General features: G+C 68.5%; 23 protein-coding genes and 6 pseudogenes. 14 read left to right on the top strand and 15 right to left on the bottom strand.

Annotated features, from left to right (window positions below; genetic code table 11):
* Window positions 1-109 precede the first annotated feature (109 nt).
* The 3 genes from ABFX81_RS39355 to ABFX81_RS39345 form a co-directional block, all read right to left on the bottom strand.
* Window positions 110-370, bottom strand: a complete 261-nt coding sequence (locus ABFX81_RS39355; protein ID WP_346139430.1) for a hypothetical protein — start codon at window positions 368-370, stop codon at window positions 110-112.
* A 403-nt stretch (window positions 371-773) separates the two neighbouring features.
* The gene (locus ABFX81_RS39350) at window positions 774-1,610 is read right to left on the bottom strand and encodes an alpha/beta hydrolase (protein ID WP_346139429.1); all 837 of its coding nucleotides are present in this window, start codon (window positions 1,608-1,610) and stop codon (window positions 774-776) included.
* Window positions 1,611-2,082: 472 nt separating this feature from the next.
* The gene (locus ABFX81_RS39345) at window positions 2,083-3,111 is read right to left on the bottom strand and encodes an EamA family transporter (RefSeq protein WP_086855330.1); all 1,029 of its coding nucleotides are present in this window, start codon (window positions 3,109-3,111) and stop codon (window positions 2,083-2,085) included.
* A 147-nt stretch (window positions 3,112-3,258) separates the two neighbouring features.
* Between ABFX81_RS39345 and ABFX81_RS39340 the strand changes: the two genes are divergently transcribed.
* Window positions 3,259-3,711 carry an Lrp/AsnC ligand binding domain-containing protein gene (locus ABFX81_RS39340; protein ID WP_086855329.1) on the top strand — a complete coding sequence of 151 codons (453 nt, stop codon included), beginning with the start codon at window positions 3,259-3,261 and terminating at the stop codon, window positions 3,709-3,711.
* 367 nt (window positions 3,712-4,078) lie between these two features.
* Here the strand turns inward: ABFX81_RS39340 and ABFX81_RS39335 are convergent, their stop codons facing one another.
* Both ABFX81_RS39335 and ABFX81_RS39330 read right to left on the bottom strand, forming a co-directional pair.
* Entirely contained in the window at window positions 4,079-4,639 is a 561-nt protein-coding gene (locus tag ABFX81_RS39335) for a DUF3592 domain-containing protein (protein WP_346139428.1), read from the bottom strand.
* Between the two features lie 584 nt (window positions 4,640-5,223).
* Window positions 5,224-5,417 (bottom strand): annotated as a pseudogene (locus ABFX81_RS39330) (hypothetical protein); the annotation flags it as partial.
* 182 nt (window positions 5,418-5,599) lie between these two features.
* Here ABFX81_RS39330 and ABFX81_RS39325 point away from each other — a divergent pair.
* The 3 genes from ABFX81_RS39325 to ABFX81_RS39315 all read left to right on the top strand — a co-directional run bounded on the left by ABFX81_RS39325 (window position 5,600) and on the right by ABFX81_RS39315 (window position 8,077).
* The gene (locus tag ABFX81_RS39325) at window positions 5,600-6,196 is read left to right on the top strand and encodes an RNA polymerase sigma factor (protein ID WP_346139427.1); all 597 of its coding nucleotides are present in this window, start codon (window positions 5,600-5,602) and stop codon (window positions 6,194-6,196) included.
* Window positions 6,193-7,170, top strand: coding sequence for a CU044_5270 family protein (locus ABFX81_RS39320; protein ID WP_086855157.1), 978 nt, complete (start codon window positions 6,193-6,195; stop codon window positions 7,168-7,170). Before ABFX81_RS39325 ends, ABFX81_RS39320 begins: the two co-directional genes overlap by 4 nt.
* A 574-nt stretch (window positions 7,171-7,744) precedes the next feature.
* The gene (locus ABFX81_RS39315) at window positions 7,745-8,077 is read left to right on the top strand and encodes a hypothetical protein (RefSeq protein WP_346139426.1); all 333 of its coding nucleotides are present in this window, start codon (window positions 7,745-7,747) and stop codon (window positions 8,075-8,077) included.
* Between the two features lie 315 nt (window positions 8,078-8,392).
* Here ABFX81_RS39315 and ABFX81_RS39310 read toward each other — a convergent pair.
* Together ABFX81_RS39310 and ABFX81_RS39305 are read right to left on the bottom strand one after the other, a co-directional pair.
* A pseudogene (locus ABFX81_RS39310) lies at window positions 8,393-8,664 on the bottom strand (Ku protein); the annotation flags it as partial.
* A 224-nt stretch (window positions 8,665-8,888) separates the two neighbouring features.
* Window positions 8,889-9,638: an SDR family NAD(P)-dependent oxidoreductase gene (locus ABFX81_RS39305; protein ID WP_346139424.1), complete on the bottom strand. Its 750-nt coding sequence runs from the start codon at window positions 9,636-9,638 to the stop codon at window positions 8,889-8,891.
* Window positions 9,639-9,766: 128 nt separating this feature from the next.
* On the opposite strand from ABFX81_RS39305, the gene ABFX81_RS39300 reads away from it, so the two are divergent.
* Window positions 9,767-10,201 (top strand): Rrf2 family transcriptional regulator, encoded by a 435-nt coding sequence (locus ABFX81_RS39300; protein WP_086855621.1) that lies wholly within the window; start codon window positions 9,767-9,769, stop codon window positions 10,199-10,201.
* A gap of 357 nt (window positions 10,202-10,558) precedes the next feature.
* Here ABFX81_RS39300 and ABFX81_RS39295 read toward each other — a convergent pair whose 3' ends face one another.
* Both ABFX81_RS39295 and ABFX81_RS39290 read right to left on the bottom strand, forming a co-directional pair.
* A complete protein-coding gene (locus ABFX81_RS39295) occupies window positions 10,559-11,251 on the bottom strand; it encodes an HAD family hydrolase (RefSeq protein ID WP_346139423.1) in 693 nt (230 codons plus the stop codon).
* A gap of 34 nt (window positions 11,252-11,285) precedes the next feature.
* A complete protein-coding gene (locus ABFX81_RS39290) occupies window positions 11,286-11,441 on the bottom strand; it encodes a hypothetical protein (RefSeq protein WP_346139422.1) in 156 nt (51 codons plus the stop codon).
* 36 nt (window positions 11,442-11,477) lie between these two features.
* Between ABFX81_RS39290 and ABFX81_RS39285 the strand changes: the two genes are divergently transcribed.
* Both ABFX81_RS39285 and ABFX81_RS39280 read left to right on the top strand, forming a co-directional pair.
* Complete coding sequence (locus ABFX81_RS39285; RefSeq protein WP_086855622.1) at window positions 11,478-12,056, top strand: hypothetical protein; 579 nt, start codon at window positions 11,478-11,480, stop codon at window positions 12,054-12,056.
* A 965-nt stretch (window positions 12,057-13,021) separates the two neighbouring features.
* Window positions 13,022-14,635 carry a ricin-type beta-trefoil lectin domain protein gene (locus ABFX81_RS39280; RefSeq protein WP_346139421.1) on the top strand — a complete coding sequence of 538 codons (1,614 nt, stop codon included), beginning with the start codon at window positions 13,022-13,024 and terminating at the stop codon, window positions 14,633-14,635.
* A 111-nt stretch (window positions 14,636-14,746) separates the two neighbouring features.
* Here ABFX81_RS39280 and ABFX81_RS39275 read toward each other — a convergent pair.
* Window positions 14,747-15,214: pseudogene (locus ABFX81_RS39275) on the bottom strand (MFS transporter); the annotation flags it as partial.
* Between the two features lie 48 nt (window positions 15,215-15,262).
* Window positions 15,263-16,525: a TolB family protein gene (locus ABFX81_RS39270; RefSeq protein ID WP_346139420.1), complete on the bottom strand. Its 1,263-nt coding sequence runs from the start codon at window positions 16,523-16,525 to the stop codon at window positions 15,263-15,265.
* Window positions 16,526-17,195: 670 nt separating this feature from the next.
* On the opposite strand from ABFX81_RS39270, the gene ABFX81_RS39260 reads away from it, so the two are divergent.
* From ABFX81_RS39260 to ABFX81_RS39240, 5 genes and pseudogenes are all read left to right on the top strand, one after another.
* Complete coding sequence (locus ABFX81_RS39260; protein ID WP_086854961.1) at window positions 17,196-18,068, top strand: alpha/beta fold hydrolase; 873 nt, start codon at window positions 17,196-17,198, stop codon at window positions 18,066-18,068.
* A gap of 47 nt (window positions 18,069-18,115) precedes the next feature.
* Window positions 18,116-18,361, top strand: a complete 246-nt coding sequence (locus ABFX81_RS39255; RefSeq protein WP_346139418.1) for a hypothetical protein — start codon at window positions 18,116-18,118, stop codon at window positions 18,359-18,361.
* Between the two features lie 346 nt (window positions 18,362-18,707).
* A pseudogene (locus tag ABFX81_RS42315) lies at window positions 18,708-18,845 on the top strand (transposase); the annotation flags it as partial.
* A 374-nt stretch (window positions 18,846-19,219) separates the two neighbouring features.
* Complete coding sequence (locus ABFX81_RS39245) at window positions 19,220-19,522, top strand: hypothetical protein (RefSeq protein ID WP_086854959.1); 303 nt, start codon at window positions 19,220-19,222, stop codon at window positions 19,520-19,522.
* A gap of 89 nt (window positions 19,523-19,611) precedes the next feature.
* Complete coding sequence (locus ABFX81_RS39240) at window positions 19,612-20,334, top strand: N-acetylmuramoyl-L-alanine amidase (RefSeq protein ID WP_086854958.1); 723 nt, start codon at window positions 19,612-19,614, stop codon at window positions 20,332-20,334.
* A 168-nt stretch (window positions 20,335-20,502) separates the two neighbouring features.
* On the opposite strand, the gene ABFX81_RS39235 is transcribed toward ABFX81_RS39240, so the two are convergent.
* Both ABFX81_RS39235 and ABFX81_RS39230 read right to left on the bottom strand, forming a co-directional pair.
* Window positions 20,503-20,727 carry a hypothetical protein gene (locus ABFX81_RS39235; RefSeq protein ID WP_346139417.1) on the bottom strand — a complete coding sequence of 75 codons (225 nt, stop codon included), beginning with the start codon at window positions 20,725-20,727 and terminating at the stop codon, window positions 20,503-20,505.
* A 267-nt stretch (window positions 20,728-20,994) separates the two neighbouring features.
* A complete protein-coding gene (locus tag ABFX81_RS39230; protein ID WP_086854957.1) occupies window positions 20,995-21,840 on the bottom strand; it encodes a MerR family DNA-binding transcriptional regulator in 846 nt (281 codons plus the stop codon).
* A gap of 181 nt (window positions 21,841-22,021) precedes the next feature.
* Between ABFX81_RS39230 and ABFX81_RS39225 the strand changes: the two are divergent.
* A pseudogene (locus ABFX81_RS39225) lies at window positions 22,022-22,557 on the top strand (IS5 family transposase); the annotation flags it as partial.
* A gap of 13 nt (window positions 22,558-22,570) precedes the next feature.
* Here ABFX81_RS39225 and ABFX81_RS39220 read toward each other — a convergent pair.
* Window positions 22,571-23,122: a hypothetical protein gene (locus ABFX81_RS39220; protein WP_346139485.1), complete on the bottom strand. Its 552-nt coding sequence runs from the start codon at window positions 23,120-23,122 to the stop codon at window positions 22,571-22,573.
* A 109-nt stretch (window positions 23,123-23,231) separates the two neighbouring features.
* Window positions 23,232-23,357 (bottom strand): annotated as a pseudogene (locus ABFX81_RS39215) (IS5/IS1182 family transposase); the annotation flags it as partial.
* A gap of 14 nt (window positions 23,358-23,371) precedes the next feature.
* On the opposite strand from ABFX81_RS39215, the gene ABFX81_RS39210 reads away from it, so the two are divergent.
* Window positions 23,372-23,656 (top strand): RHS repeat-associated core domain-containing protein, encoded by a 285-nt coding sequence (locus tag ABFX81_RS39210; RefSeq protein WP_086855686.1) that lies wholly within the window; start codon window positions 23,372-23,374, stop codon window positions 23,654-23,656.
* Window positions 23,657-23,758 lie beyond the last annotated feature (102 nt).

The following is a 23,758-nucleotide window of genomic DNA, read 5'->3' as shown; positions in this document are numbered from 1 at the left end:
CTACGGCCGCGGCAAGGCGAAGAAGCCCTGCTCGTATCGACCGGGATCCCGCGCTCCGTCAGCCGCTTGAGTTTGAGGCGAGTGTTGTGGATGTCGCTGGGCGTGACCTTCATGTCCAGCGCCTCGCACACCTACCGCGCCGCAGCGGCGCGTCGGCTGTGGCGAACTGAACGATGACTCTGCTGGTAGGTCGGCTGGTCTGGCAGTTCAGGCCCAGCGGCGCGAGCGGCTGCTGCTCGCGGCTGGTGGTGTCTCGTAGAGCGAGGCCGGTCAGAAGCTGCCGGCGGCGCCGCTGCTCGCTGCGGTGGCCTTCGACGCGCTGGGTGAACAGCTGCAGTGCCTCGACTTCCCTGTCCTCGCCGAAGGGCACCAAGGCCACCGCTCAGGCGCTCGGGGTGTCCCAGCGCACCGTGGAGCCGTACGTCGTGGGCAAGCTCAAGCGGCCCCGCCGGGACCTGCGCGAGCGCATAGCGCGTGAGGTCAAGAGCAGGTGGCGGCCGCAGATCCGGCGAAGGCCAAGAAGCGGGCTGCGAGCACCGAGGCCTGGTTGTCTCCACCCGCTCACGGTTGAGGTGTACCGTCCCGCCGGGTGCGACCGACGACGCCCGGATCCGTGACATCACCCTGCCCTGCCGCCGCGCTGGGCAGACCGCATCTTCGATGCCCCCCGCACGCCGGCGTCGACGAGCGGCGACGGCCGGCCGCCCGGACACCCTCCTGCTCCTTGGCCCCGTCCCAGAGCAGGCCAATTCGCCTGCCCTGACCGGCTGGCATCAGATGCTGAGTGCGGTGCGCAAGGTGGTTGCCATCATGTCGATGGCGGCCTTCCCCTCCGGTACGGGACCGGTGTGGGTGAAGTAGTGATCGACTCCCTCGAAGACACGGTGGACGACAGGGACGCCGGCGGCCTCCAGAGCCTTGGCGTAGGCGTCGCCCTCCTCGCGCAAGCGGTCGTTCTCCGCGGTGATGACGAGGGCGGGAGGGAGTCCGGCGAGATCATCGGCCAGTGCCGGTGAGACGAGGGGATCGGCACGGTGGGCGGGGTCGGGGACGTAGGCGGCCGTGAAGACCCGCATGAGCTGAGGGCTGAGCAGCGGCTTGGCGATGGGGGACTGTTTGGTGGCCGGGTCGGCGATCTGATCGAGTGGTGCGGAGTCGATGATCTGGAGCCGGGGCGAGAAGGTTCCGCGGTCCCGGGCCATGCGGCACACCGCGGCAGTCAGGTTGGCCCCGGCGCTGTGTCCGCCCACGGCAAGGCGCGAGCCGTCCCAGCCGCCTGTGGGACCGTTCTCGGCGACCCACGCGGTGACGTCGTACGCCTGGGTGACGGGCACCGGAAAGTGCCGCTGCGGGGCGACGGCGTAGTCCACGTTGATCACGACACAGCCGGCCGCGGCGGCTATGTAACGGCAGATGTGGTCGTCCTGCTCCGGGCGGCCGATCACGAAGCCGCCGCCGTGGAAGTTGACGTACACGGGGGCAGGAGTTCGGGTGTCGGACGGCGGGCGGTAGACCGTGCACGGCACCGGGCCGGCGCCGGTCTCCACGTGGAGGGTTTCGGTGCGCTTCGGGATGTCCGCGAAGCGCAGGTCCTTGTGGACCCGCGACATCACCCGACCGAGCAGCAGTTGGATCCCTCTGGCCTGGACTCGCGGACTCAATGGCATGCCTCGGCCACCCTTCGTTACAACTTTAAAATAACAGGATTCCTGATAATGGACGCTCACTCTTCTTCGCGCAATAGGCGGATGGAAAGCCGGGCGCAACCAGACGCCGGGGTGCGGTGTCGACGGCGGCGACATGAGGAAGGCGATCAGCAAGACGGTCAGGAGAGGCAGAGTGTCAGCACGTCGACTTTGCCGAGCTCGTGAAGCGCCGATGATGTTGCCGGAGGGGGGTGGGCGAATCGCCATCTGACACAGCAGACCGGCGCCAGCCGGGCCCACGCGGCGCTGTACGGCTTGAGGCTGGTCAGCATTCCGCCGATTTTTTCGTCGGCGGGATCGGAGTCCGTCGCGTCCGCCCATCACCTACGGCGCCGCCTCCATCACCGGAGGCTGTCGCAGCGACACCCCCTGACGGCTACCGAGCCCCGTCGATCACTCCGCGCGCGGTCGGTACAGCCGCTCCGGGCCCGTCCGGCACGGGCCCCGCCTCTGCCGTAGTCCGAACGGGCGCAGTCCCGGAAGGCTCGCTTCCCCTCGCGCCCGGATTCGCTGTGGTCTCCTGTCCCCGCTCGATCATGCCCAGCGCCACCCCGACGATGATGATCGCCCCGCCCGTCACCTGGGCGAGCCGGATCGACTCCCCGTTGATCACGACGGCGCCGATGACGCCGAAGACCGGTACCAGGTTGAGGATGTTGACCGCGACGCTCGACGCCATCCTGCGCAGACCGTAGTTGTAGAGCAGGAAGCCGCCGACCGAGCACGCCACGGCCAGGTAGACCAGCAGAGATGAGGCGGTCGGGCCCGGCATTCGCCAGTCGTCGGCCTCCAGCAGGGACGCGAGCAGGAAGCCGGCCGCGCCCGCCAGGGTCTGGTAGTAGGTGACGCTCGCGGCGTCCTGGCCAGCGCTCGCGCGCTTGCCGAGCACGTTGTAGCCGGCCCAGGCCAGCCCGCCGAGCAGCAGCAGGATGTCACCCAGCCAGCGCGAACTGCCGCCGATCTCGGCCCCGTTGCGTACGACGAGGAAGGCGCCGACGGTCGCCAGCAGCACGCCCGTCACACGCGGCAGCGGCATCCGGGTGCGGAAGACGACCAGTTCCATCAGCATCGTCATCAGCGGGTACGTGGCCACGATCAGCGATGCGTCGGATGCCGTGGACAGGTCGACGCCGACGTTCTCAAGGATGAAGTACACGGTGATGCCGAGGAACCCGCTCAGGTAGAGCTGCCGCCGCTGCCGGCGGTCCGGACGGGCCGTGCGGTGCCTGCTCAGCCGTACCATCACGCCCAGGAGTAACGCCGCGAGGGTGAACCTGATGGCGCCGATACTGAGCGGACCGACATCCTCCAGCACCTGCTTGGTCACCGCGTACGAACTGCTCCAGAACAGCGCGGCCGCCATGACCGCACACACCGCCCACACCGTGGGCCTTCGTTTGCGCATAGCAAGTCGCCCCTCTCCACTACCCACTGCCGCCCACCACACTGTGTCCGAACGAACATCGGTCAACTAGGCTGGAGGCTAACAAGATCATCGAAGGTCATGCGAAGAGTCCGAATTACCTTCGGAATCCGGCGAGGTGAGGCAAGCGTGGACGAACTAGATTCGGCGTTGGTGCGGATGCTCCAGGAGGACGGTCGGCGCACCAACCGGGACATGGCCCAGGAACTCGGTATCGCCCCGTCCACGTGTCTGGAGCGAATCCGGTCGCTGCGCAAGAGCGGCATCCTGACGGGGTTTCATGCGGAGGCGGACCTCGCGGCGATCGGCCGCGGGTTGCAGGCGGTGATCGCCGTACGGGTCCGCCCGCCGACACGTGCTGTGATCGAGGCCTTCCAGACCTTCCTGGAGGGGATGCCCGAGGTCGTCTCGATCTTCGTCCTCACCGGGAACGACGACTTCCTCGTGCACGTCGCCGTCCGGGACACCGACCATCTGCACGCAGTGGTCCTGGAGAAACTGGCGAAGCGCCCGGAACTCGCCGACGTACGGACGTCGGTGGTCTATGGGCACATGCGCAAGAAGGTCATCGGTCCGGCGTGACACCGGCGCAAACCCCGCTCGCGGCGGGCCACCGGGCCCGCGGTGCGGTCGACGGAGACCAGAGCCCGGAACCCGTCCCACCCAGGTTGTGCGGCCCAGCCGGGCCGCAGACCGGGATCGGGCACGGGGGCGCTGAGCATCGGCTCCGGCAGCGTCCACGTCACGCACCATGCCTTCCATGCTGGTCAGCGGCCGTGCGAGCGCTATGACCCAAGCGCCTGCCTCAGCCGGGCGGTGCTGTCTTCCCGCTCGAGCGCGCCTCGTTGATGCCTACTAGCCGGCCAAGACGCCCGGCCGATACGCACCCCGGACGCAGCCACGCACGATCGCCTTGCCGCCAACCGCCGTGTCCAGGGAGTGTCTCCGTCTACTTCCCTCCTCGACTCACCCGTACGCAGCCCCAGGTGCCTGCAACGACGATCAGCGCCGCCAGGCCGCCGATGATCCCTTTGTACGCGCCGGGGTCCAGGTCCACTTCCGTGTCCTCGAACGGACCAGCTGCTCCCTTGGGGTCGTACAGCACGCGCAGTCTGTCGCCTGGCTCAATCCTTTCCGGGTCGCAGCCGTCCGTCATCTGAGGTGAGATCTCCCGGCCGTCGTCGGTGCGGAGCGTGCACTTGTCAGTCTTGCCGTTGTCGACGTCGACTACGACGGCCTCGGTCCAGCGGCCCCTCTTCTCCAGGCCCCGCTCTTCGCCGGCCTCTCGGGTGATGACCGCCAGCACGACTGCGGCGGTGAGGGCAACGGTGAGCGCCCCGATGGCCAGTTTCGGAGGCTTCTTGTGGGTGACGTGGCGGAGCAAGAGGGCCGGTACCAGGACGAGCGCCAGGGGTATCGCCAGTGCGGCGGTGATGAAGGCCGGGCCGCGCAGGAAGCCCGGCAGGGGCACCACCGGAGCGAACCACATCAGAGCCACCGAGGCCGCCACGCACCCGCTGTTGAACAGAAACCAGTGAATCGGGCCCGTACGGCGCGGGCGTCGGGGAGGGGCGTTCTCGGCTGGCTGGGCCGCTCGGTTGGCTCCTGCCGCGAGCCCGCGTATGTCCCTGCCCGTTGCCATCCGCTCTCTCCGTCTATGTCGACCTGTTGACGGATGAGCGTACGGGGCGCGGAATACGCTTCTGACCGAGCCTCCCGGCAGAGGGAGGGCTTGCCCAGGGCCGCCTGGGTAAGCCCTCGTTGTCGGTGGCGGCTGGCGAGGCTGGGGGACATGGACAGCGACGATGAGCAGCTGCTGCGCGGCCGGATCTACGGAGCCGATCACGAAACCCGGGCCCGAAGCCGGGACGACGCTACGCCGAACTGGTGGGCGGGCCCTGGACGGATTGCTGCTCGACATCACCGGCCCGAAGGCCGGAGAAGATCGACGACGGTGTCTCCCTCCTCACGGAGCTGGGTCAGTTCGGCCCCGGGGGCCAGGCGATGTACGACGACCCGCGGCCCGGCGACGTGGGTGGACGCCCGATGACGCACCGGCGCCATCCCAAATCGTTGAGCCCAGGGCCAGGACCCCTGCGCCTCGGTCAGCCGCAGCTCGGTGACGAGCCGGGCGGAATGCCCGGTGGCCAGCTCGTCGAACGCGACACCGAGCCAGCCGACGAGATGCGCACGTCATCGGAGGGTCGTACCCGGCTTGGCTCCCACGTGGCGATGTACGCGCCGCCCGGGAGTGGCTTCGAGCGGGCCGAGGCCGCCCGGTCCCGCACATCGTGGCGGCCGTGCGCAAGGGGGCCGGGGTGGGAAAGGTGCTGGCTGCGCTGCGGGATGCCGCGGAGGCGTACGGCGCCTGAGGCGGCGGTGTGAACCCGTTCGCCGCGACTCGGCAAGTACAGGGTGTGAACACCCACAACCCTGACACCCACCGACCCCACCGACGGACGGACTGTCCATGACCGACCTGGCCGGCGGCGACGCCGAGCTCATCGCGGCCTCACTCGAGGAACCCGAGCGTTTCGCGGCGCTCTTCGACCGTCACGCCCCGGCGATCCACCAGTACGTCGCCCGACGGCTCGGCCTGGACGCGGCCGACGACGTCACCGCCGAGACGTTCCTGACGGCCTTTCGGATACGGGCCCGGTTCGACCCGGCCCGCGCGGGCGTCCGGCCCTGGCTGTACGGCATTGCCGCCAAGCAGATCGGCCGGCACCGCCGGGAGGAGGTCAGGGCGCTGAAGCTGCTCGCCCGCACCGGCCTCGACCCGGTCGCCGACAGCTGGACCGACTCCGCCGACGACCGCATCGCTGCCGAGGCCGCCGCCCGCCCACTGGCCGGGGCGCTGGCCCGTCTCTCCGCGGGCGACCGGCACGTCCTGCTGCTCTTCGCCTGGGCCGACCTCGGCTACCAGGAGATCGCCGAAGCCCTCGACATTCCCGTCGGCACCGTCCGCTCCCGCCTCAACCGCGCCCGCCGGAAGCTGCGCACCGCGACCGGCGCGGCCGGCGGCCCACTCATCGAAGCTCGCATACACGAAGGTGACCCCGCATGAACGAGCTCTCCGAGTTCCGCGGCCTGCGCGCCGACGCACCCCTTCCCGACGCCGACCGGCTCGCCGCGCCGCGGGCCCGGCTCACCGCGGCGTTCCGGCAGGAGATCCGCCCTCAACGCGCCGCCCTTCCCAGGTGCCGGATGATCCTGGTCGGCGCCGCCACCGCAGGGGCCCTCGCCGTGACCGCCGGGATCGTCGCGACCCTGCCCGAGGACAGCACCCGCGCCGCCGCGAGGAAGGGCCCCCAGGTGCTGTCGGCAGGCGCTTCCGCCGATGCCCTCGAACTGGCCGCCGCGACCGTCGAGAAGCACGACGGCACCGAACCCGGCCCGAAGCAGTGGGTGTACGAGAAGAGCACCGAGTTCGTCCAGGGCAAGCCGCAAAGCAGAGAGGAGTGGACCCGCTGGGACGGCACCGGGCACGCAAATCTGCCCGGCATCCCCCCGGCCGGTGACATCTCGGACTTCGACCCGGACGAGCTCCAGGTCTGGTACGGCCCCAACCAGGAGGAGAAGTGGAAGAAGGAGGGCTACGACGACCGCTCCCAGCGGCAGTTCTACCGCTTCCTCGCCACCCTGCCGAGCGACCCTGACCGCATGATGAAGCGCATCCGCGAGGAGCACGCCATCGGCTCCATCAAGGGGGAGACGCGCGCACAGCGCGACTGGCGGGAGATCGACGTCATGTACCGGTCGGTGCTGATCCCGCCGAACGTTCAGGCGGGCCTGTTCCGGGCTCTCGCGAAGACCCCCGGCGCCCGGGTGGCGACCGGCGTGAAAGACCCGCTCGGCCGTGCGGCGATCGGCGTGAGCGTGACCTACGCCGAGAAGACGGCCGCGGGCTGGCAGGGCAAACAGGAGCTCTTCTTCGATCCCGAGAGCTACGCCTACCTCGGGGAGACCCGGAACGACGGGGAGATCGTCAGCGCTCGCGCCGCCTGGGGCGTCGTCAACAAGCCCGGCGCCCGCCCCTGAGCACCCGCGAGGGGCGCCCGGTGGGGGCGGCTCACCTCCGCTCGCGCGCAGAGCTAGTCTGCTGGCCCGCCTGGCTGTGCCGGTTCCGCTTCGCCGTGCCGCGTCCGCTTAACCGCACCATCGTCGCCGCGTGGTCAGCCGAGTCGGCCAAGTTCCGGAGTGCGCGGGAGACCCGGCCGAGGAACTCCACCAGTTGATACCGGCGCACCCTTCATCAGCGGTGCGACGCGGCGGGCCGTACGCGCTGGAGAGGTCCTCCTCCGGCGGCGCGCGCCGAGTGAAAGAAGGAAGCGCGGCACGATGAGGGGCGTGTCGGGTTCAGGTGGGCGCCGCGAGTCGGGTCGCCGACACCCGGCTCGTCGTCGCCGTCGGCCGGCCATTGCCCGGCAACCACAACGTCTGCAAGAAACAGGTCGCGGGATGGCTGGAAGGCGCAGTTCCTTTCAGCCGACCTGATCCCAACAACAGACCCTTCTGGGCCGGGCACCCTGACAGACGTCAGGTGCCCGGGGCTGCCCCCGTGCCCTTCACTGAGGTCAGCACATGCAAACCGCAACCTCTCGGGGGAACGAAAGTGATCCGCAGTAAGAAGATGTTCGCCGCAGGTCTGGCCACCACCGTCTCGGCGGTGGCCCTGTCCGTCGGCGCCATGGCCGCCCCGGCGTCGGCCGCGGGCTCGGTCGACTGCCGTGGCGCGGTCCACGGTGTCGACACGGACCGGGGCATCGCCAGCTGCACCAACAACAGCGACCGCACCGTCCGGTTCCGCGCCGAGGTCGTCTGCGGCCAAGCCCTCGACGTCTCCGGTGACTGGGTGACCCTGAACCCGGGCCAGTGGGGCCAGTCCTCTGCCACCTGTGCCTGGTACAGCACGGGTGTCGGCAGCGTCGGCTGGACCGTCGAGTAGTACCCGGTCGCAGGAGGGAGGGGGCGGCGGCCGGATGCTCTCAGGAGTACGGCCGCCGCCCCACGGGCTTACGCCCGGAGACCTGACCAGCCGGACCCGGTGATGGGTCTGCGACCGCTGCCTCGAACGCCTTCGAAGGCCGTACCCCGGGGCGGTCTTCTCGGCCGGCTGCTTCTTCGCGGCTTTCTTCTGCGACAGCTCGTGCACGTAGGCGTCCTCGCCGCGGGAGGCCCTGGCCTTCTGCACGGACTCGGTCAGCGTGGCCATCAGGTCGACGATCTGGCCCGGCTTAGCTTCCGGCACCTGAAGCAGCTAGAGGTAGGAGCCCTCGCCGATGCGGATCGGATCGACGGACTCCGCGGGACGAACACTTCGATTTCGATCGCCTTGGCCGTCGGCAGCAGCAGGTCGCGCAGCTCGTCGCCGCTGATGGGGATCACTTGCTCCTTGGTCAGCTGGTGGCTCTTGCCGATCTTCCTGACCCGCACCCGACCCATGTCCTCCAGGTGGTACTGGTGGAATCTGACCGAGTGGTCCTCGGTGGCGCTCTGGACGTTGATCGGCACGGTCACGAGACCAAAGCTGATGGCACGGGGAGAGAAGCAGCCCGGGGCCCGGCGTTGGAGTTGTGCTGCTCAGTGAGCCTCCGCCAACTCGAAGGCGCAAACGAAGCGCAGAACATCAGTGCCTGGATGCAGCGGCGTCGCAGCTCACCGCGCACAGCCTTCGAGCCGTCCGCCTGTCGCGGGTCGTCGGCGGTGCGCGTCCCGAAGGCGCGATGTCCTTCGGGGCGTGCGGCAGGGGTACGGACTCAGGCGTTGTAGCCGCCGTGGGCGTCCAGCACCGCGCCCGTGACGTACGACGCGGCGGGGCTCGCCAGGAAGGCGATCGCCGCGGCGATTTCGTCGGGGTGCCCCATGCGTTGCAGGGACAGCGAGCTGACCAGGGCGTTGAGGGTCTCGGTGTCCGGCGGCTGCATGCCGCCCTCCATCAGCCCGGCCTCCACGACGTTGGCCGTGATGTTCCGGGGCCCGAGGTCGCGTGCGACGCCCATGGTGTACCTCTCGATCCCGGACTTGGTCGCCGAGTAGTCGGCAAGGCCGGGGGCGCCGACCCGGGAGCCCAGTCCGGAACTCACCGTGATGATGCGGCCGCCCGTGCGCAGCACTCGGGAGGCGGCCCGGATGACGGCGATGACGCCGAGGTAGTTGGTGGCGTGCATCCGGTCCAGTGCGGCGGTGTCGGCGTCCGGGTCGTCCACCGTGCCGGCCACGGAGATCGCCGCGTTGTTGACGAGGATGTCCAGGCCGCCGAAGTGCGCGACCACGTCGTCGATCAGCGCCGGCGCCCGGCTCGTGTCCGCCTGGTCGGACTGGAAGGCGACGGCCTTGGCTCCCTTGCCGTGTACTTCGTCGACGACGGTCTGCGCCTGCTTCTCGGAGCTGACGTAGGTGAAGGCGACGTCGGCGCCCTGCTCGGCCAGCAGCCGTACGGTCGCGGCTCCCAGTCCGCGCGACCCCCCGGTGACCAGGGCGACCTTGCCCGTGAGTGGCTTGCTCATTCTTCTCACCTCGTTGATTGACCCTTCCCGGCAGTCGCAACGTTAATTGTTACGACAGGCTGTTGCAACATTCGCTGTTACGACTGAGCTGTCGTAACATGAAGCGTTGCGGCTGAGAGGAGGAGTCCATGAGCGCCAACAGCAGGCTGACCATCGCCGCCCACGCGCTGGCCTGGATCGGCCTCTACCAGCGCCAGGGCCATGAGGTCGCCACCTCCGAGCAGATCGCGGCCAGCGCGAACACCAACCCAGTGGTCATCAGACGGCTGCTCGGCGAGCTGCGCAGGGCCGGGCTCGTGGAGTCCCGGCGGGGCGTGGGCGCGGGCTGGTCGCTGGCACGCGAGCTGGAGTCGATGACCCTGCTCGACGTGTACGAGGCAGTGGAACCCGGCCCGCTGTTCGCAATGCACCGCACCACCCCGGACCAGGGATGCGTGGTGGGTCACGGCATCCAGCCGGCGATGCAGAGCATCTACGAGGGCATCGAGGAGACCCTGAGACGCGAGCTGGCCCGCGTCACGCTCGAGAACGTGCTCCGGGACGTACTCGCGGCATCTCGCTAGCCTCCCCCTTGCGCCCTGGCATCACCAAGATCCCCACCCATGCCCAGCACCGGGGGGCGAACTCTCCCACCCACACCCGCTCTTGAGTCCTTCGACTGCGTGAACCGGTACGGGGTGCGGTGCGCACCCCGGCACGACGACGCGCACGCCCATGCGGGAATCCACTGCATCGTGGGCACCAGAACGGGGAGAGTGCCGCACCGGGTGCGCACCGCCGACGGGGGAGCGCGACCGGCTCGACGGCCCCGTGCGTCCCTGCGACGCAGCTGAGACACCCTGCCCCGAGATCACCTTCCCTGGTCCGACCCACGACATGGTGGGCCGTCTGGGGGTCTCCCACAGCAGGTTTGCGGCGCCTTATCCCGATGCCGTGATGGCGTGGTTGATCGCGGAAGCGACGTCGTCAGCCACATGGGTGGGCCGGTAGGAGGCCTGGGTCCAGGCGCGTCCGTCCGTCACCCATACGCTCCGAAGCCCGAGCGTGTGGGCGCCCGCGATGTCAGCGTGCGGTGAATCGCCGATGACCCACGCGCCCTGCAGGGGCAGGCTGACGGTGGCAGCTGCCGCCTGGAAGATCTCCGGTTCCGGCTTCTTGTGGCCGACGCCTTCGGAGATGACCCAGCCCTGGACGAGCTGGTCGAGTCCTGTGTTACGGATCTTCGCTTCCTGCTGGACCGTGCGCCCATTGGTGACGATGACGCAAGTACAGCCGTCCGCCTGTGCCTTGGCCAGCGTTGCGCGGGAGGACGGCGCCAGCACGACGCGATCGGCGGCGCCGGTATCGAGAAGGGCACGGATGGTGGTAGTTGGCACCACGCCCCCGTACCGGTCGGTCAGAGCTTCGGCGACTTCGTGACGCGCCGTATAGCCGCTGGCATCGATAGCCATCACCCACGTGAGGTCGGAGGCGGGCAGGCTGTGTTCGGCGAGGAAGTCGACGACGGCGGTGCGGAAGGCTGCATCGCGGTCGACAAGGGTGTTGTCGAGGTCCAGCAGCAACAACGGCATGACCAGCAGTAAACACGACGACGGCCCGTACTCCCAGCGCATGCCGCAGAGGTGCGGACCATTTTGCGTTTCGTCCTCAGGCTGGCTGTTGCTCCTGCTGGGGCGCCTGGAGCAGTGCCCTGTACTCGGCGGGAGGCTGTTCGCGCAGGATCCTCAGCCACACACCCGGGCCGTCCACGAACACCGTGAACGGGCAGCACGGTATGGCGCTGCGATAGTAGGTTCCCGTCACGCCGAGCAAGATCCGGGGGGATCCATGAAGTGGGCTATGAGTGACGACTACGCAGCCCTGCTGACCACTTTGATCGTCGCGATCTTCGCCGTGGGGACCATCCAGACCTACACGCTCATGCGGCTGCTGGGGCAGAAGCTGAACGAAGACGCCCGGCGAAAGGCCGAGGCGCAGCACCGCGTGCTGCAGGCCCTCAGGGACGGGCAGGCTCCCGAGGAGCGGGACCTGACGGATGCCTACGAGCCGGCCATAGAAAGGATCGGTCTCCCGCACAAAGAACTGGCCGTCTACACGGCCGGCGTCATCTGGACCGGCATGGTCATCGTCCTCGGCATGCAGCAGATCAAGATCCTGCGCTGGGCTGGGTCCGCTGCTCACCCCGAGGATGCGGAGCTGGCGGAAGGCTCCTTCTTCCTGGTGTCGATCGCCATCGCCGTGCTGCTGGTCGAAGGCGTGGTGCGTGCGCTTGCCCAGGGCCATCTGGAGTTCAGGGCGATCACAGCTCCTCTGCGGCAGTACACGAAGGCGGACCACAAGAAGATGCGGCAGGTGGTCAAGCAGTATCAGAGCACCGGCCAGGTGCCGACGCCGCCGGCTCCGCCCTCCAGCCCCTGACACGCCGCGGCAAGCGGCGGGAACGCTCCACCGGATCCGTCGTAGCGTGCTCTCGGCACCACCGGGAAGGCCCGCAGCACTCCATTCATCCCCGACTCCGGCAATAACCCTGCCCATCAAGAGGAACCCCATCACTACCTGGCCTTCCGTCAGGTCCGGCATCAGCGAGGCGCGGTTCGTGACCTGCAACCAGGTGATGAGCCGTGCCATGGGTGCAAGCCGGCGGAGTCATGATCAACGACTCATCCGACTATCGCTTCGACGCCATGCCGTTCGAATGTCCTGCCTCCTTGCAGGTTCTATGCGGGTAAGGAGAACGGGACCCCGGTGAAGATCGGCGGCGGGGTCGGGCAGGGCCTCCCTGCCCGACCCCGCGGGCCCTGGCCATCCCTGCCTGGGTACTGAACCGGCCCGGTACGTACCGGCCTCCGGCCGCGATGACCGGCTGCGCGGCGGACGACACTCGCAGCCACCTCCCACACCAGCCCCGCCTTGCCCTCGTTCGGAGTCGCTGTGCCCAATGGGCCGAAGGAAATGCAGGTAAGACACCAGTCCCTGACCGCCGACTGGTAGGGCAGGCCAGTCGCCAGCAGAGCACCCCCTCCCCGCACCGCTCGACCTCGTCGAGGGAGGCGCGAGCCGCCGGTGTAACGAATGGCGGGTCGTCGGCTGCCGTGGCCGCCCGGATCGGCGACCGTCTAGTTTCTGCCCGACGAGCTGCTCGTGGTGCTTTTCCTTGTGTTCTCTCGACAGCAGGCGCTTGGGACGCCTACCACTCCCGGCAACCGCAGACAGGCGTCCCGCAGGGGAAGGGCCTCTGTGTCATCGAGTCCTTCTTGCCGCCGACTCATGAGTTACCCGCAGAAACCCTTTCCCCATGACCTCCATTGCTCCACTATGAGCCGTCATACCCGCCGGTAGGTCAGGTCTGCGCGCGGGTCACAAGCTTGCAAGGAGGCGGCGGGATGGCTCGTGCCGACGACGACAAGGATCGTGGCGGTGCGGAGCCCGGTCACGGGATCCACGAGGGCGCGTCCGACGCGCGGCTCACCGAGCTGCTGCGCGCTGATACGGTCACGGCGTATCCGGCGCTCCAGGAACTGCGCGCCCGTCATCATCCGCACGTCCTCGCCTACGCCAGGCTGTGCACTCCCAACGAGTCCACGGCACGGCAGCTGGCGGCCCAGGCGTTCACGCTGGCGGCCCGTCAGACCGCCCGCGGAATCGACTCGGGACTGCCCTGGCGCCACCAACTCCTCCTGCTGGTCGCCCGGTCGGCCGCGTCCTGGGCAGAGGACGGGAGGGCGGCCGGCCTGGACGCGGGGCTGTTGCTCGTCCTGAACACGGCCGGCCCCTCCGGCCCCCTGCCCTCCATGCTCACGGCGTTTCAGTCCCTGCCGTCCCGAACTCAGGGCCTGATCTGGTACGGGATCGTGGAGCGGGAGCCCACGGAAAACACGGCAACCCTCCTCGGCCTGACCCGGGAGGACGTCACCTACGGCACAGACGCGGCGCTGCAGCAGCTGGCCCGTGCCTGCCTGCGCACCCGCCTCACCGCCTCCGAGGACCCGGACTGCCCCGACTTCGGCCGCCTCATCGAGGAGTCCATACGGCCCGACAGCCCCCGCGACAGCGCCGATCTGCACGCCCATATGGTGCGTTGTCCGCACTGCACGATGGCGTACGAGGAGCTGTCGGCCCTGCGGGACGCACCGCGCACGGCGCTGGCGGAGGGGCTGCTGCCGTGGGGCGGCACGGCGTACGCGGCGGGTGACCCGGGCGAGCGGGGGGCCGGTGGTACCGCCGTGTGGCGGAGCGGGCCCGGCCCTGCCGGGTCCGGGCGGGATCTGGAGGAGGGGGAAGGGGCACCGGATCGCCGGCGCACCGTGCTGGTGTCGGCGGTGCTGGGGGTTGCCTTGCTGCCGGTGGCGGTGTTCCTGATGGCGCAGGGCCGATCGCCGTCGCATGACCCGGTGGGCCCGGTGAACGCTCGGGTGAGTACGCCGCCGGTGGCGGTGACGGTGACGGCCACTGTGTCGGCGACACCGTCGTCGGCCTCGCCCTCACCGTCACCCTCACCGTCGCGGACCTCGAAGTCGCCCTCCCCGACAAGGAGTCCGTCACCGACGAAGTCGGCGAGCCCGAAGCCGCCGCCCTCCTCCACACGCCCGCTCTCCGGCTCGTTCGCGCAGGTCGTGAACGTCGCGTCGGGCCTGTGCCTGGACGTGAGCGGCGACTTCTCCAACGGCACCGATGTGATCACGGCCCCCTGCTCCTCATCGCGCACCCAGCGCTGGCGCGTCGATGACGACCGCAGTGTGCTCCAGTCGGCCGCCGATCCCGACTTCTGCCTGGACAGCCGGGGAGCGACGCACCGGGGCGTCGGGATCTGGAGTTGCGACTCGGTGGACGGCCGCAACGGCCGGAACCTGATGTTCGTGGTGGACGATGACGGGCTGATCCGCCCCGCCATCGCCTTCCGTACGGCCCTCACCCCGGACGGCGGCGCTGGGGACGGGCTGTCGCTGGAGTCGGCGGGTGCAGGCACCGAGCAGCGGTGGCGGGCGGGGGCCGCTTGATCAGAACTCGCGCACGTTGCGCTGCTGGACCTGCCCGGCCGGCAGGTCGTGTGGACATGACTTGGGGCATCGAGGAGTAGTAAGTCCGCGCGGGTGCCGGGGGTGAGGCGGCATGTAGGTGTATCCCGTGAACGCGCCGGTGGCAGACAGAGTCCCGGCCACAAGCACCGTCACGAACCGGCGGACGTCGGGGCTGGTTCCGTAGGCGGCGGGCTCTTCCTCCGGACGCACGGTCGGCAGCAGAACGGCGATCGTCACCAGAGAGCCAAGCCCCAGAGCCGCCAGCATGGCGACGGGCTCCCGCCAGTCGCTCCGGTGGCCCAATCAGGTTCCGGCAGGAACACCAAGCAAAGGCCAGCGAACCAGCGAAGGACAGTGCCCCGACCACACGCCCGCGGAACTCTGGCGCGAACAGGCCCACCGCGACCGAACCCATCACGGCCCCGAACAACGCCTGGACGAGCGCTGTCAGCAGCCGCGCCACAAGGAGCAGCCAATAGGAGGTCGACTGCGCCGCACCCGACTGGATACGACGAGCGCGGCCAGGAGTCCCGTGAGCGCATGACGTCGGGGACGAGCTTCAATACGGCCAGACTTCAAGGTTCGGCCGGACCGTAAAGAACAAGTTCAGCGCAGCCGTCGCACATAGGCGTCCGCTTTCGGGCTGCGCGGGCCCGGCGCCAGGTTGTCTGCCGTGGAGGAGAAGGCCACCGTCCGGGCCCGGGCGTCGAGCGGCCGGTCCCCGGTGTCGGCCTGGACCGGGGTGCCGGCCGCGTCGGTGATCGCCACCTTGGTGCGGCCGTTGCGCAGGTCGCGCAGGTACCAGGTGCCCGGGTCCGACGTGCCCGCGAACGCCCGGAAGAGCAGGTACCGGCCGTCGCGGCTCAGCGCCCCGTCGGCGGTCGACAGGGCGGGGTCGGGTGCCTCGACGATGCGCAGGGCGTCGGTGCGCAGGTCGCGGACGAAGACGTTGGAACCGTCGCCGTTGGTGTCCTCGGGGCCGAGGTCGGTGGACGTCGAGGTGAAGGAGGCGTAGCGGCCGTTGCCGCTGATGCCGGCCTGGGACGCCCTGCCGTTGCCACGGGCGCCGTCGGGCGTGGTGTGCAGCGACCGCTGGGTCCCGCCGAGCGGGTCGGCCACCTTGACGTCGGAGGCCGGATTGTCGTACGGCCAGTAGCTGCTGTTCGTGTACACCATGACGCTGCCGTCGTCGCTGAGCAGCGGCCTGGTGGCCCGGTGCAGGGCGAACGGGTGCTTCGTCAGCTCCCCGGTGCGCATGTCGCGTACGGCGACCGACGCGCCCGGTCGGGGGACCGTCTCGCTCACGGCGAACGCGACATACCGACCGTCGGCGCTGACGGACGCGTGCAGCGCCCACGTCAGGTAATTGCCGAGGTCGTTGCCGACGTACCTCACTTCCCCGGTCCGCAGGTCGCGCCAGTAGACCGACTGCTTGTCGTGGACTTCGCCCGGAATCAGGTCGGTCGAGGCCGACACGAAGACCACGTACCGTCCGTTCGCGCTGATGGCTCCCTCGGTGCCGCCGAGCCCGGACTGGCCTCCGGCGGCGTCGGTGCTGACACGCTGGGTGCGGCCGGTCCTCAGGTCCCGCAGGAAGACGTCCGGGGCGCCGTTCGTGTCATCGGGGACCAGGTTGGCGGCCGACGACGTGAAGACCGCGTAGCGGCCGTCGGCGCTGAGCGACGGGGCGTCCGACGCGCCGTCGGCGCCTTGGCTGAGGCGGACAGTGTGCCGGGTGCCCGGCTTCTTCCCGTGGTGCTCGCGGTGCGGGTCGTGCGGTGCAGCCTGTGCCCCCGTTGGCGCCAGCAGCGCCGCCGCGCACATACAGGCGGTGACGGCCACGGCTGTGGCTCCGAGTCTGCTTCGCATGGATGTGTTCCCCCTTGACTCGTGCGGACGTGGACGCCGCCCGGGCTCGGCATGCCCCGCGCGCCAGGCGTCGGCGGCGGCCGTCAGCGTCGACCGGGTGGTCACCGGACGTCGCGGCGGCAGGCGGCGCGCCTCCGATACAACTCCAACTGCCGCCCCTGGACAATCCGATGAATGTGGTACAACCAGGCGGCGAGATCAGCGGTCCGTACGCTTGCTCAGTCCAGGCAGACGGCACGAGGACTGAGCAGGCCGCGCAGTCGGCCATGCAGTGACGGGTGGTTTCGAGGGGCCGTCCGCGGTCAGTGGTGCAGAGCCGCGCCTGCGTTGCGGTCAATGGTGTCGCCAAGGCGGTGAGGCGTTCGGCCGGCTGCGGGGGCAGCGGGCAGCAAACTGCGCTTCTATCCTCTGGGGGGCGTCGCGGTCGGCGGTGTCGGCGGGTGTCATCGTGATCATCACCGGCAGTCCGAGAGTGGCGACCGTGATGTGTCTCTTGCGTCCGTTGATCTTTTCTCCGCGTCGAAACCGCGGGTGGCCTCGGAGACAGCCTCGGATCCCTTTGAATCTACGGGGCACGTGGGGGCAGGAGGAAGGCTGGGCCGGTTGAGCGCTCGTCGGTGTAGGCCGATCGGCGGCACGGGCGTGTGTGAGAGGGCGGGAGGTTCGGGCCTTGTTCGAGGGTTTCGAAACAACGTGGGTTGGGGTCGATGAGGGATCGATCTTTGTTCGCCATGGCGGGGAAGGGCCGCCGGTAGTGCTGCTGCATGGCCACCCCCGCACCTCTGCCACCTGGCATCGCGTCGCCCCGCTTCTCGTCCAGCGGGGTTTCACCGTCATCTGTCCCGATCTTCGCGGGTACGGGCGCTCCATAGGACCGGCACCTACCGCAGATCACGCGGGATACTCCAAGCGGGCCGTCGCCGGCGACGTGGTGCAGGTGGTGCGTTCCCTCGGCCATGGCCGGTTCGCGCTTGCCGGCCACGATCGCGGAGGCTATGTCGCGCTGCGCCTCGCCCTCGATCACCCAGAGGCGGTCTCGCGGGTGGCGCTGATGGACTGTCTGCCTATCACCGAGCACCTGTCCCGCATCACGACCGAGTTCGCTACACAGTGGTGGCACTGGTTCTTCTTCGCCCAGCCGGACATCCCCGAGCGCGTCATCAACGCCGACCCGGACAGCTGGTACCGAGGCGACCCCCGGGCTATGGGCCAGGACAACTACGACGAGTGGCGTGCGGCCACGCGAAATCCCGACGTGGTGCGGGCAATGCTGGAGGACTACCGGGCGGGCCTCACCATCGACCGCCGGCACGAGGAGGACGACCGCGCCGCCGGGGCACGGATCCAGTGCCCGGCACTGATCCTCTGGTCCCTGCGAGACGACCTCGAGGACCTGTACGGGGATCCATTGAAGATCTGGCAGTCATGGGCTTCTGACGTACGCGGCCACGGCATCGACTCCGGACACCACGTCGCCGAAGAGGCCCCGGAAGCGCTCGCCTCCTCCCTCGCCGAATTCTTCGCCGGGCAGCATCACGTATAAGGCCAGTGGATGTCGGTGCACCAGCTATCCGCAGGGCGAAACCCCCGGTGGTGGCGGTGAGCTGCTGCTGCCAGACGACGGCGGACGAAGTCGTCGAGTCGTACCTGATTCAGAGCTGGCCCGCCGCCCACCAGGACGCTCTCCTGGTGAAGGCGACAGACGCCTACGGCTCCCAGGTACGAGCTCAACAGGCCGACGACACCATTGTCATCGACCACGAGGACTCATTGGACACCCCGTCCGGCCGGGAACGCGACATCCTGCACCGGGGTGAACGCGGCGACTACTCCTGACCCGCGATCATGCACGCCTTCGGTTGGGGCTCCCTGGTCTGGGACGTCAGCCGCACTGGCGCCCGAGGAGGTGTCCGGCTCGCGTGGGAGGAGGAGACCGGCTGGGGCTACGCCAAACTCGACCCAGCATCAGTGACGTGCTCCTCGAAGCACCCGTCACCCCGTTCCACCGCGTCTTCGCTACCCCGAGCGACGTCGCCGATGGGGCCGAGGCGCTCGTGCGTCACTGGCGCACGCCAGAGGGGGAGTGCGGAGCGGAGTGGGACCAGGCGCACGAGGTACGCAGGGCGTGTGAGGCCTTCGTGATCGACTCCCTGGGAGTGAAGGCGCCGAGACCGTCTCCAAGGCCACTCGCGGCTATGACGCAGGCAAGAAGATCAACGGCCGCAAGCGCCACATGGTCGTCGACACCCGCGGACTGCCACTCATGGTCATGGTCACCCCGGTCGACCCAGGCCGCGGCGCCGGTGCTGTACGTGTGCTGCTCGGTCGTGGGTAGGACGACCGGGAGCGGTGTCACTTGTGGGGGGGAGGACGACCTTGCTGTAGCCCTCGATCCGCTTGTCGAACGGGATCTCCTACGGCGCCCCCGAGGCCGCGGCGTGCCATGGGGTAGGGCTCAAGTCAAAGCGGGAGCCAACACCTCGCCGAGATGGCCAGGGCGGCCGCCATCGGACCCGCTGAAGTGGGTGGTGCACGGCCGGAGGCGCAGCGCGGGGACGCACGCCCCGACCGAAATTGACAGGGTTTGCACATGGGGCGAACCTGGAATCAGACGCCCTGAACGGCCTCTCAGAAGTCTGTATTTCAACCAGACTTGCGTTCGTCGACTCCGGCCATGCCCGAGAGGAGACTCGCATGCATGGGCATGTGCGAACCATCACCGGGGACGAGCCGATCTCCATGATCAAGGTCAGCACCTACCGCCCCGGCCTCACGCTCATCGACCACGCCTTCACCAACGACGGTTCGTTGGTCACCGAGGTGGTCACCGACGACGCCGTCCCGCTCGACCGCCGTCTGCTACCCGTGGGCCAGTTCGCGGATACGGCGCGCGGCATCGACGTACTCGCCGCCAACCTCCTGGCCTCTGCCGTGGAAGGGCCGGAGTACGCCGGAGCACTTCACGGAGCAGGCCGACGCCTGATGGGCCGTACCTGACCCGGCTCATGGCCATCGTGCCGCGTCTCCTCCTCGTCCGGCCCCCGGACCATCTGTCACGCGAAGTTCGCAACTGAAAGGACGGCGTCATGCCCGAGAAGAACGTCGACGACGAGGACGTGAAGGCGGCCATCGAGAGGCCCGACACCGGCGATGGACCCGGCACCGACAACCTTGACGACCTTCCGGAGAGCGACTTCGTCGGCTTTGCCGAGGATGATGCGGAGGCCGGTCCCCAAGCGACCGCCACCATCCCTTACGACTGTCCCGTCGCGAACTTCATCGACGAGCTCAGCGCGACGGGCCACGTCACCCACATTTCGTACAGGAAGACGTCGGTCACGCTGCACCACAACGCTGGCCGGCTTTCGCACCAAGGCATACTCGACGTCTGGAAGGTACGTCCGGCTTCGGCCCACTTCGACGTGGACGCCGCCGGCGCCGTCGCTCAGTACGTCAAGGTGAACGAGTACGCCTGGGCCGTCGGCAACACGGCCGGCAACCAGAGCTCGATCAGCATCGAAATGGCGAACGCAACGCTCGCGCCCAACTGGACGGTCGGCGAGGCCACCTGGAAGAACGCCGCACGTCTCGCGGGCTGGAACTTCGCCGAGGTGATCGGCGAACGCCCCAGCAGGAGCAACCTCTTCTACCACCACCACTGGTCCTCGACCGTCTGCGCCGGTCCGCACATGGACCAGATCTACGACGCGGTCCTCGCAGCGGCACAGGTGGCGTACGACCACTTCAAGGATGCACACTCCACCCTCGGGCCGGATACCGAGCCGGTACCAGTCGAGCGCCAACGCTGACCAGTCGGGACGAGCTCAAGCCGCATCCGAGCACCCGCGATCCTTCCGTGTTCCGGCGGCGGCTCCCTTGCACGAGCGTTCCCGAGCACCTGCTCGCTGATACCTGCACCTGGGATCAATTGTGGCTCGGCTGTAGCAGCCTGGCGGGCGGTGACGCGGTTCTCGGACTCACACCTTGCAAAGGTGTCCGCGCACCCGCACAAATCCCGCACCAGCGCGGTGCGTCCTGCTCGGCCTGCCGGATCCACTCCAGCAGCAGGTATCCGCGCTGGTGACGGGCCAGGTCGGCGAACGCCCGAACTCCACGATGAGGACGTCGGAGGAGTCGCTGACGCGTCCCACTTGCACATCGATCCCGGGAAACAGCACGGCTTCGACCGTCTTGCTGGCCATGCCGGGCCATACTCTGCCGAAACGATCCCTCGCTCACTCCGCGACCTGGGGATTCACGGAACGGCGGACAGAGCCTTGAAAACGGCCAGGGATGCTCCTCGCATCACTCGCTCTGGTTTCAACGAAGTGGGGAGTTTCAAGGAGCGTGGCCCGGGTCGTCGGCTTGGGTTTCCTGCTCGTGGAGTGTGCCGGCCGTGTCGAGACGTCGAGACCCTGGCTTCGTGTCGGTGGCCAATCCGGGATTCTCACGCACGGCCACACCAGCGATCAGCTGCCTGCAGAGAGGTCCCCGTAAAGTAGGCGGCCCGTGAGTTCAATGCACCGCGTCCGGGCCGCGGAGAAGCCATAGGGCATCTTGGTTATCGCTTTGAAGGCACTCATCTGGGTGTCCTCCTCGTCGCCCGTCAGGTCGGCCTCGTCGATCTCGAAGAGCTTCTCCTCGGCCTCGTCCATTCCGGCCGCTTCCATGGCCTGCTCCAGGGCCTTGTGGTGGGCGCAGTGCTGCGCGGCGAGTTCCTCGACCTGCGGGTCGTGGGGGTCGACGGTGTCATCGAGGGCGGCGTCGGCCGCGTCGAGGCGGTCTGCCTCGGCCCGTAGGCCGGGATGGGTCGCCAGGGTGATGAACACACTGGCCTGAATCGCGGCTCCCAGCGGCCCGAAGATCCGTTCCGTGACCAGCAGGGCGTCCAGGTCGGAGGGGCGCAGTGCGCCAGAGGGCAGGTGGCTGAGCCGGTCCGTGACCAACGAGGAAAGCAGGCCCAGTGGGCTGCCCACGGCTCGCAGGCGCTCGACTGCGGCGCGCTGACGCTTGATGTCGGCCTCCTGGGCGGCCAGGGTCTCCTCCAGCCGGCCCAGGACGTCCTCAACGTCCCGGGCTTCGTCGAACGCGGCCCGCATGTCGTCCAGGCTGATGCCGGCCTCGGACATCTTGCGGATCCACAGCAGGCGGATCATGTCGTCGTAGCCGTAGCGGCGGCGTCCGTCTCCGCCTCGCTCGGGCTCCGGCAGCAGACCGATCTGGTGGTAGTGACGAATGGCGCGCGGGGTGGTTCCGGCGAAGGCGGCGGCATCGCCGATCTTGACCTCGCGGGGAGGAGTGACGAAGGGGTACATCGCAGACAGGGCCTTTCGTGCTGTGGTGCCCTCGACGACACCACATGCCGCTACGGCATGTGCAACTACCCACCACCCGGACCCTGAAGCGTTCACGGTGGCGCAGCTGCTCGCCCTGGCCGCAGAAGCCGCGGGCGGACACCGCCACCACCTGGTCGCGGTCCAGCTGCCGGTCAGCCTGGTGATGATGACGCAACTGCGCAGCGCGAACGCCCTGGACTTCTCCCGGGCTGTGGTCGACGGCTCCCACATCCGGGCGTTAACGGGGGATCCAAGACCGGACGAAGCCCCGTTGATCGAGGCAGGACGGGCAGCAAGCATCACCTGATCACGCCTCCGGGATCCCGCTTGCCGTCATCCTGAGCGTAGGTAACCGCAACGATGTCACCCAGCTGATCCCACTGCTCCAAGCCGTGCCGCTCGTGCGGGGCTAGCGCTGTCGGCCCCGGCGCCGCCCGGATGTGGTGCTGGCGGACCGTGGCTACGATCACGATAAGTACCACCGCCTGGTGTGGGCCTCGGCGTGAAGCCGGTGATAGCCCGCCGCGCCACCGAGCACGGCTCCGGCCTGGGTACCCAACGTTGGGTCGTGGAGCGCGCATTCGCCCATCTGCACTGGTTCCGCCGCCTGCGCATTCGTTGGAGATCCGTGACGACATCCACGAAGCGTTCCTCGCCCTCGGAGGCGCACTCATCTGCTGGCGACGCCTTGAGACTGTGCGCAGCCGTCTCAGACGGACTGGAGTGTCCAATCGCTTGCCGGTGCGGAATGAACCCACAGGTAGCCGGGGCCAACCATGCGAACTGTCCCTCTCTGGGTTCCCGTCCTGTCCATCTCGAGTGATTCACCGGTGTCGAACGCATGATGCGTGAACCGCAGGCCACCTGAACGGGCAGCGTACTCGTACCGCATCTCCAGATGCTCTCCCTCCCAGCTGAAGAGTTCGGTGCCGTGACCTGCGACGGTGGTCCGCAGAGGGGGCACATCCTCAGACCGCATCCTGTCGAGTTGCCAGCGAGCCACGCCGTTCCCCCTCACCTTGCACACCTCCAAGTGCGTATACCTGCCGGGCAGCACGAACGGATGCCACGATCGTCCCCACGTCTGGAAGAGGCTGGCAAACGACGACCGCTCCTGCGCCGTGTCGATCCAGGGTTTCGCGAAGTAAGTGGTGATCGGCCCCCGCGACCTCAACCTCAACAACGCTGGCTTCCCGAGCGGTCGAGGTATGGCGACAGTGCGCGTCTTCCAGCCCCCCACCGGAAACGTCAGTGATGTCACGCCCAGCCCCTCCCCGGACCAGCCCCTCTGGCCTTCCCCTGCTTCGCCGACACAGATGGTGATCCAACCACCTCCCAGATCATTTCGTTAGGGGTTCTTAGACCGTGTCCTACGTGGTGAGGCGGACAACTCGTTTGTAGCAGCAGATGCGGCGGCGGGGCCGAGCCAGGTAGTTGCGGGCAATACGTTCGTAGCATGGTCTGAGCCGTCGACAGCCGGACAACCACGACATGCTCGCGCTACTACGACCTGTCCCTCGGCCGTTTCACCCAGCTCGGCCCGTCGGAGCAGGAGAACAGCACCTACCTCTACGCCGGTGGCGACCCCGTCAACCGAACCGACCCGAGCGGGTTGCTCAGCTTGGACGAGGTCGGCAAGTGGTACGGCCGCGTCAATGACGTCCAAGACGGATTGGAAATGATGCAGGCCATCGGAGATGGGGAATACCGGAAGGCCTTCTCGAAGGGCATGGGAATCTTCGCGGGAGGTGCTGCAAGTGCGATCTGTGGAACCGGGGTTGCGCCGTACCAGTAGCCCATCTTGTCGGCCGAGTTGGATCAGACATCCGCCAATCGCATGAACTTACCTAGTCGCAAAAGCGTGAACATGCTGGCAACGGTGGATACGCCTAACATG

The organism is Streptomyces coeruleofuscus (assembly GCF_039532725.1).
Classification (GTDB): Bacteria; Actinomycetota; Actinomycetes; order Streptomycetales; family Streptomycetaceae; genus Streptomyces; species Streptomyces coeruleofuscus.
This window is presented reverse-complemented; position numbering and strand designations above follow the sequence as displayed.

Coding starts and splice junctions, on each gene's coding strand:
- ABFX81_RS39285 (WP_086855622.1), top strand. CDS start 11,478: ATGAGTGACGACTACGCAGCCCTGCTGACCACTTTGATCGTCGCGATC.
- ABFX81_RS39280 (WP_346139421.1), top strand. CDS start 13,022: ATGGCTCGTGCCGACGACGACAAGGATCGTGGCGGTGCGGAGCCCGGT.
- ABFX81_RS39245 (WP_086854959.1), top strand. CDS start 19,220: ATGCATGGGCATGTGCGAACCATCACCGGGGACGAGCCGATCTCCATG.
- ABFX81_RS39295 (WP_346139423.1), bottom strand. CDS start 11,251: ATGCGCTGGGAGTACGGGCCGTCGTCGTGTTTACTGCTGGTCATGCCG.
- ABFX81_RS39235 (WP_346139417.1), bottom strand. CDS start 20,727: ATGGCCAGCAAGACGGTCGAAGCCGTGCTGTTTCCCGGGATCGATGTG.
- ABFX81_RS39345 (WP_086855330.1), bottom strand. CDS start 3,111: ATGCGCAAACGAAGGCCCACGGTGTGGGCGGTGTGTGCGGTCATGGCG.
- ABFX81_RS39300 (WP_086855621.1), top strand. CDS start 9,767: ATGAGCGCCAACAGCAGGCTGACCATCGCCGCCCACGCGCTGGCCTGG.
- ABFX81_RS39270 (WP_346139420.1), bottom strand. CDS start 16,525: ATGCGAAGCAGACTCGGAGCCACAGCCGTGGCCGTCACCGCCTGTATG.
- ABFX81_RS39305 (WP_346139424.1), bottom strand. CDS start 9,638: ATGAGCAAGCCACTCACGGGCAAGGTCGCCCTGGTCACCGGGGGGTCG.
- ABFX81_RS39240 (WP_086854958.1), top strand. CDS start 19,612: ATGCCCGAGAAGAACGTCGACGACGAGGACGTGAAGGCGGCCATCGAG.
- ABFX81_RS39320 (WP_086855157.1), top strand. CDS start 6,193: ATGAACGAGCTCTCCGAGTTCCGCGGCCTGCGCGCCGACGCACCCCTT.
- ABFX81_RS39325 (WP_346139427.1), top strand. CDS start 5,600: ATGACCGACCTGGCCGGCGGCGACGCCGAGCTCATCGCGGCCTCACTC.
- ABFX81_RS39230 (WP_086854957.1), bottom strand. CDS start 21,840: ATGTACCCCTTCGTCACTCCTCCCCGCGAGGTCAAGATCGGCGATGCC.
- ABFX81_RS39350 (WP_346139429.1), bottom strand. CDS start 1,610: ATGTCGCGGGTCCACAAGGACCTGCGCTTCGCGGACATCCCGAAGCGC.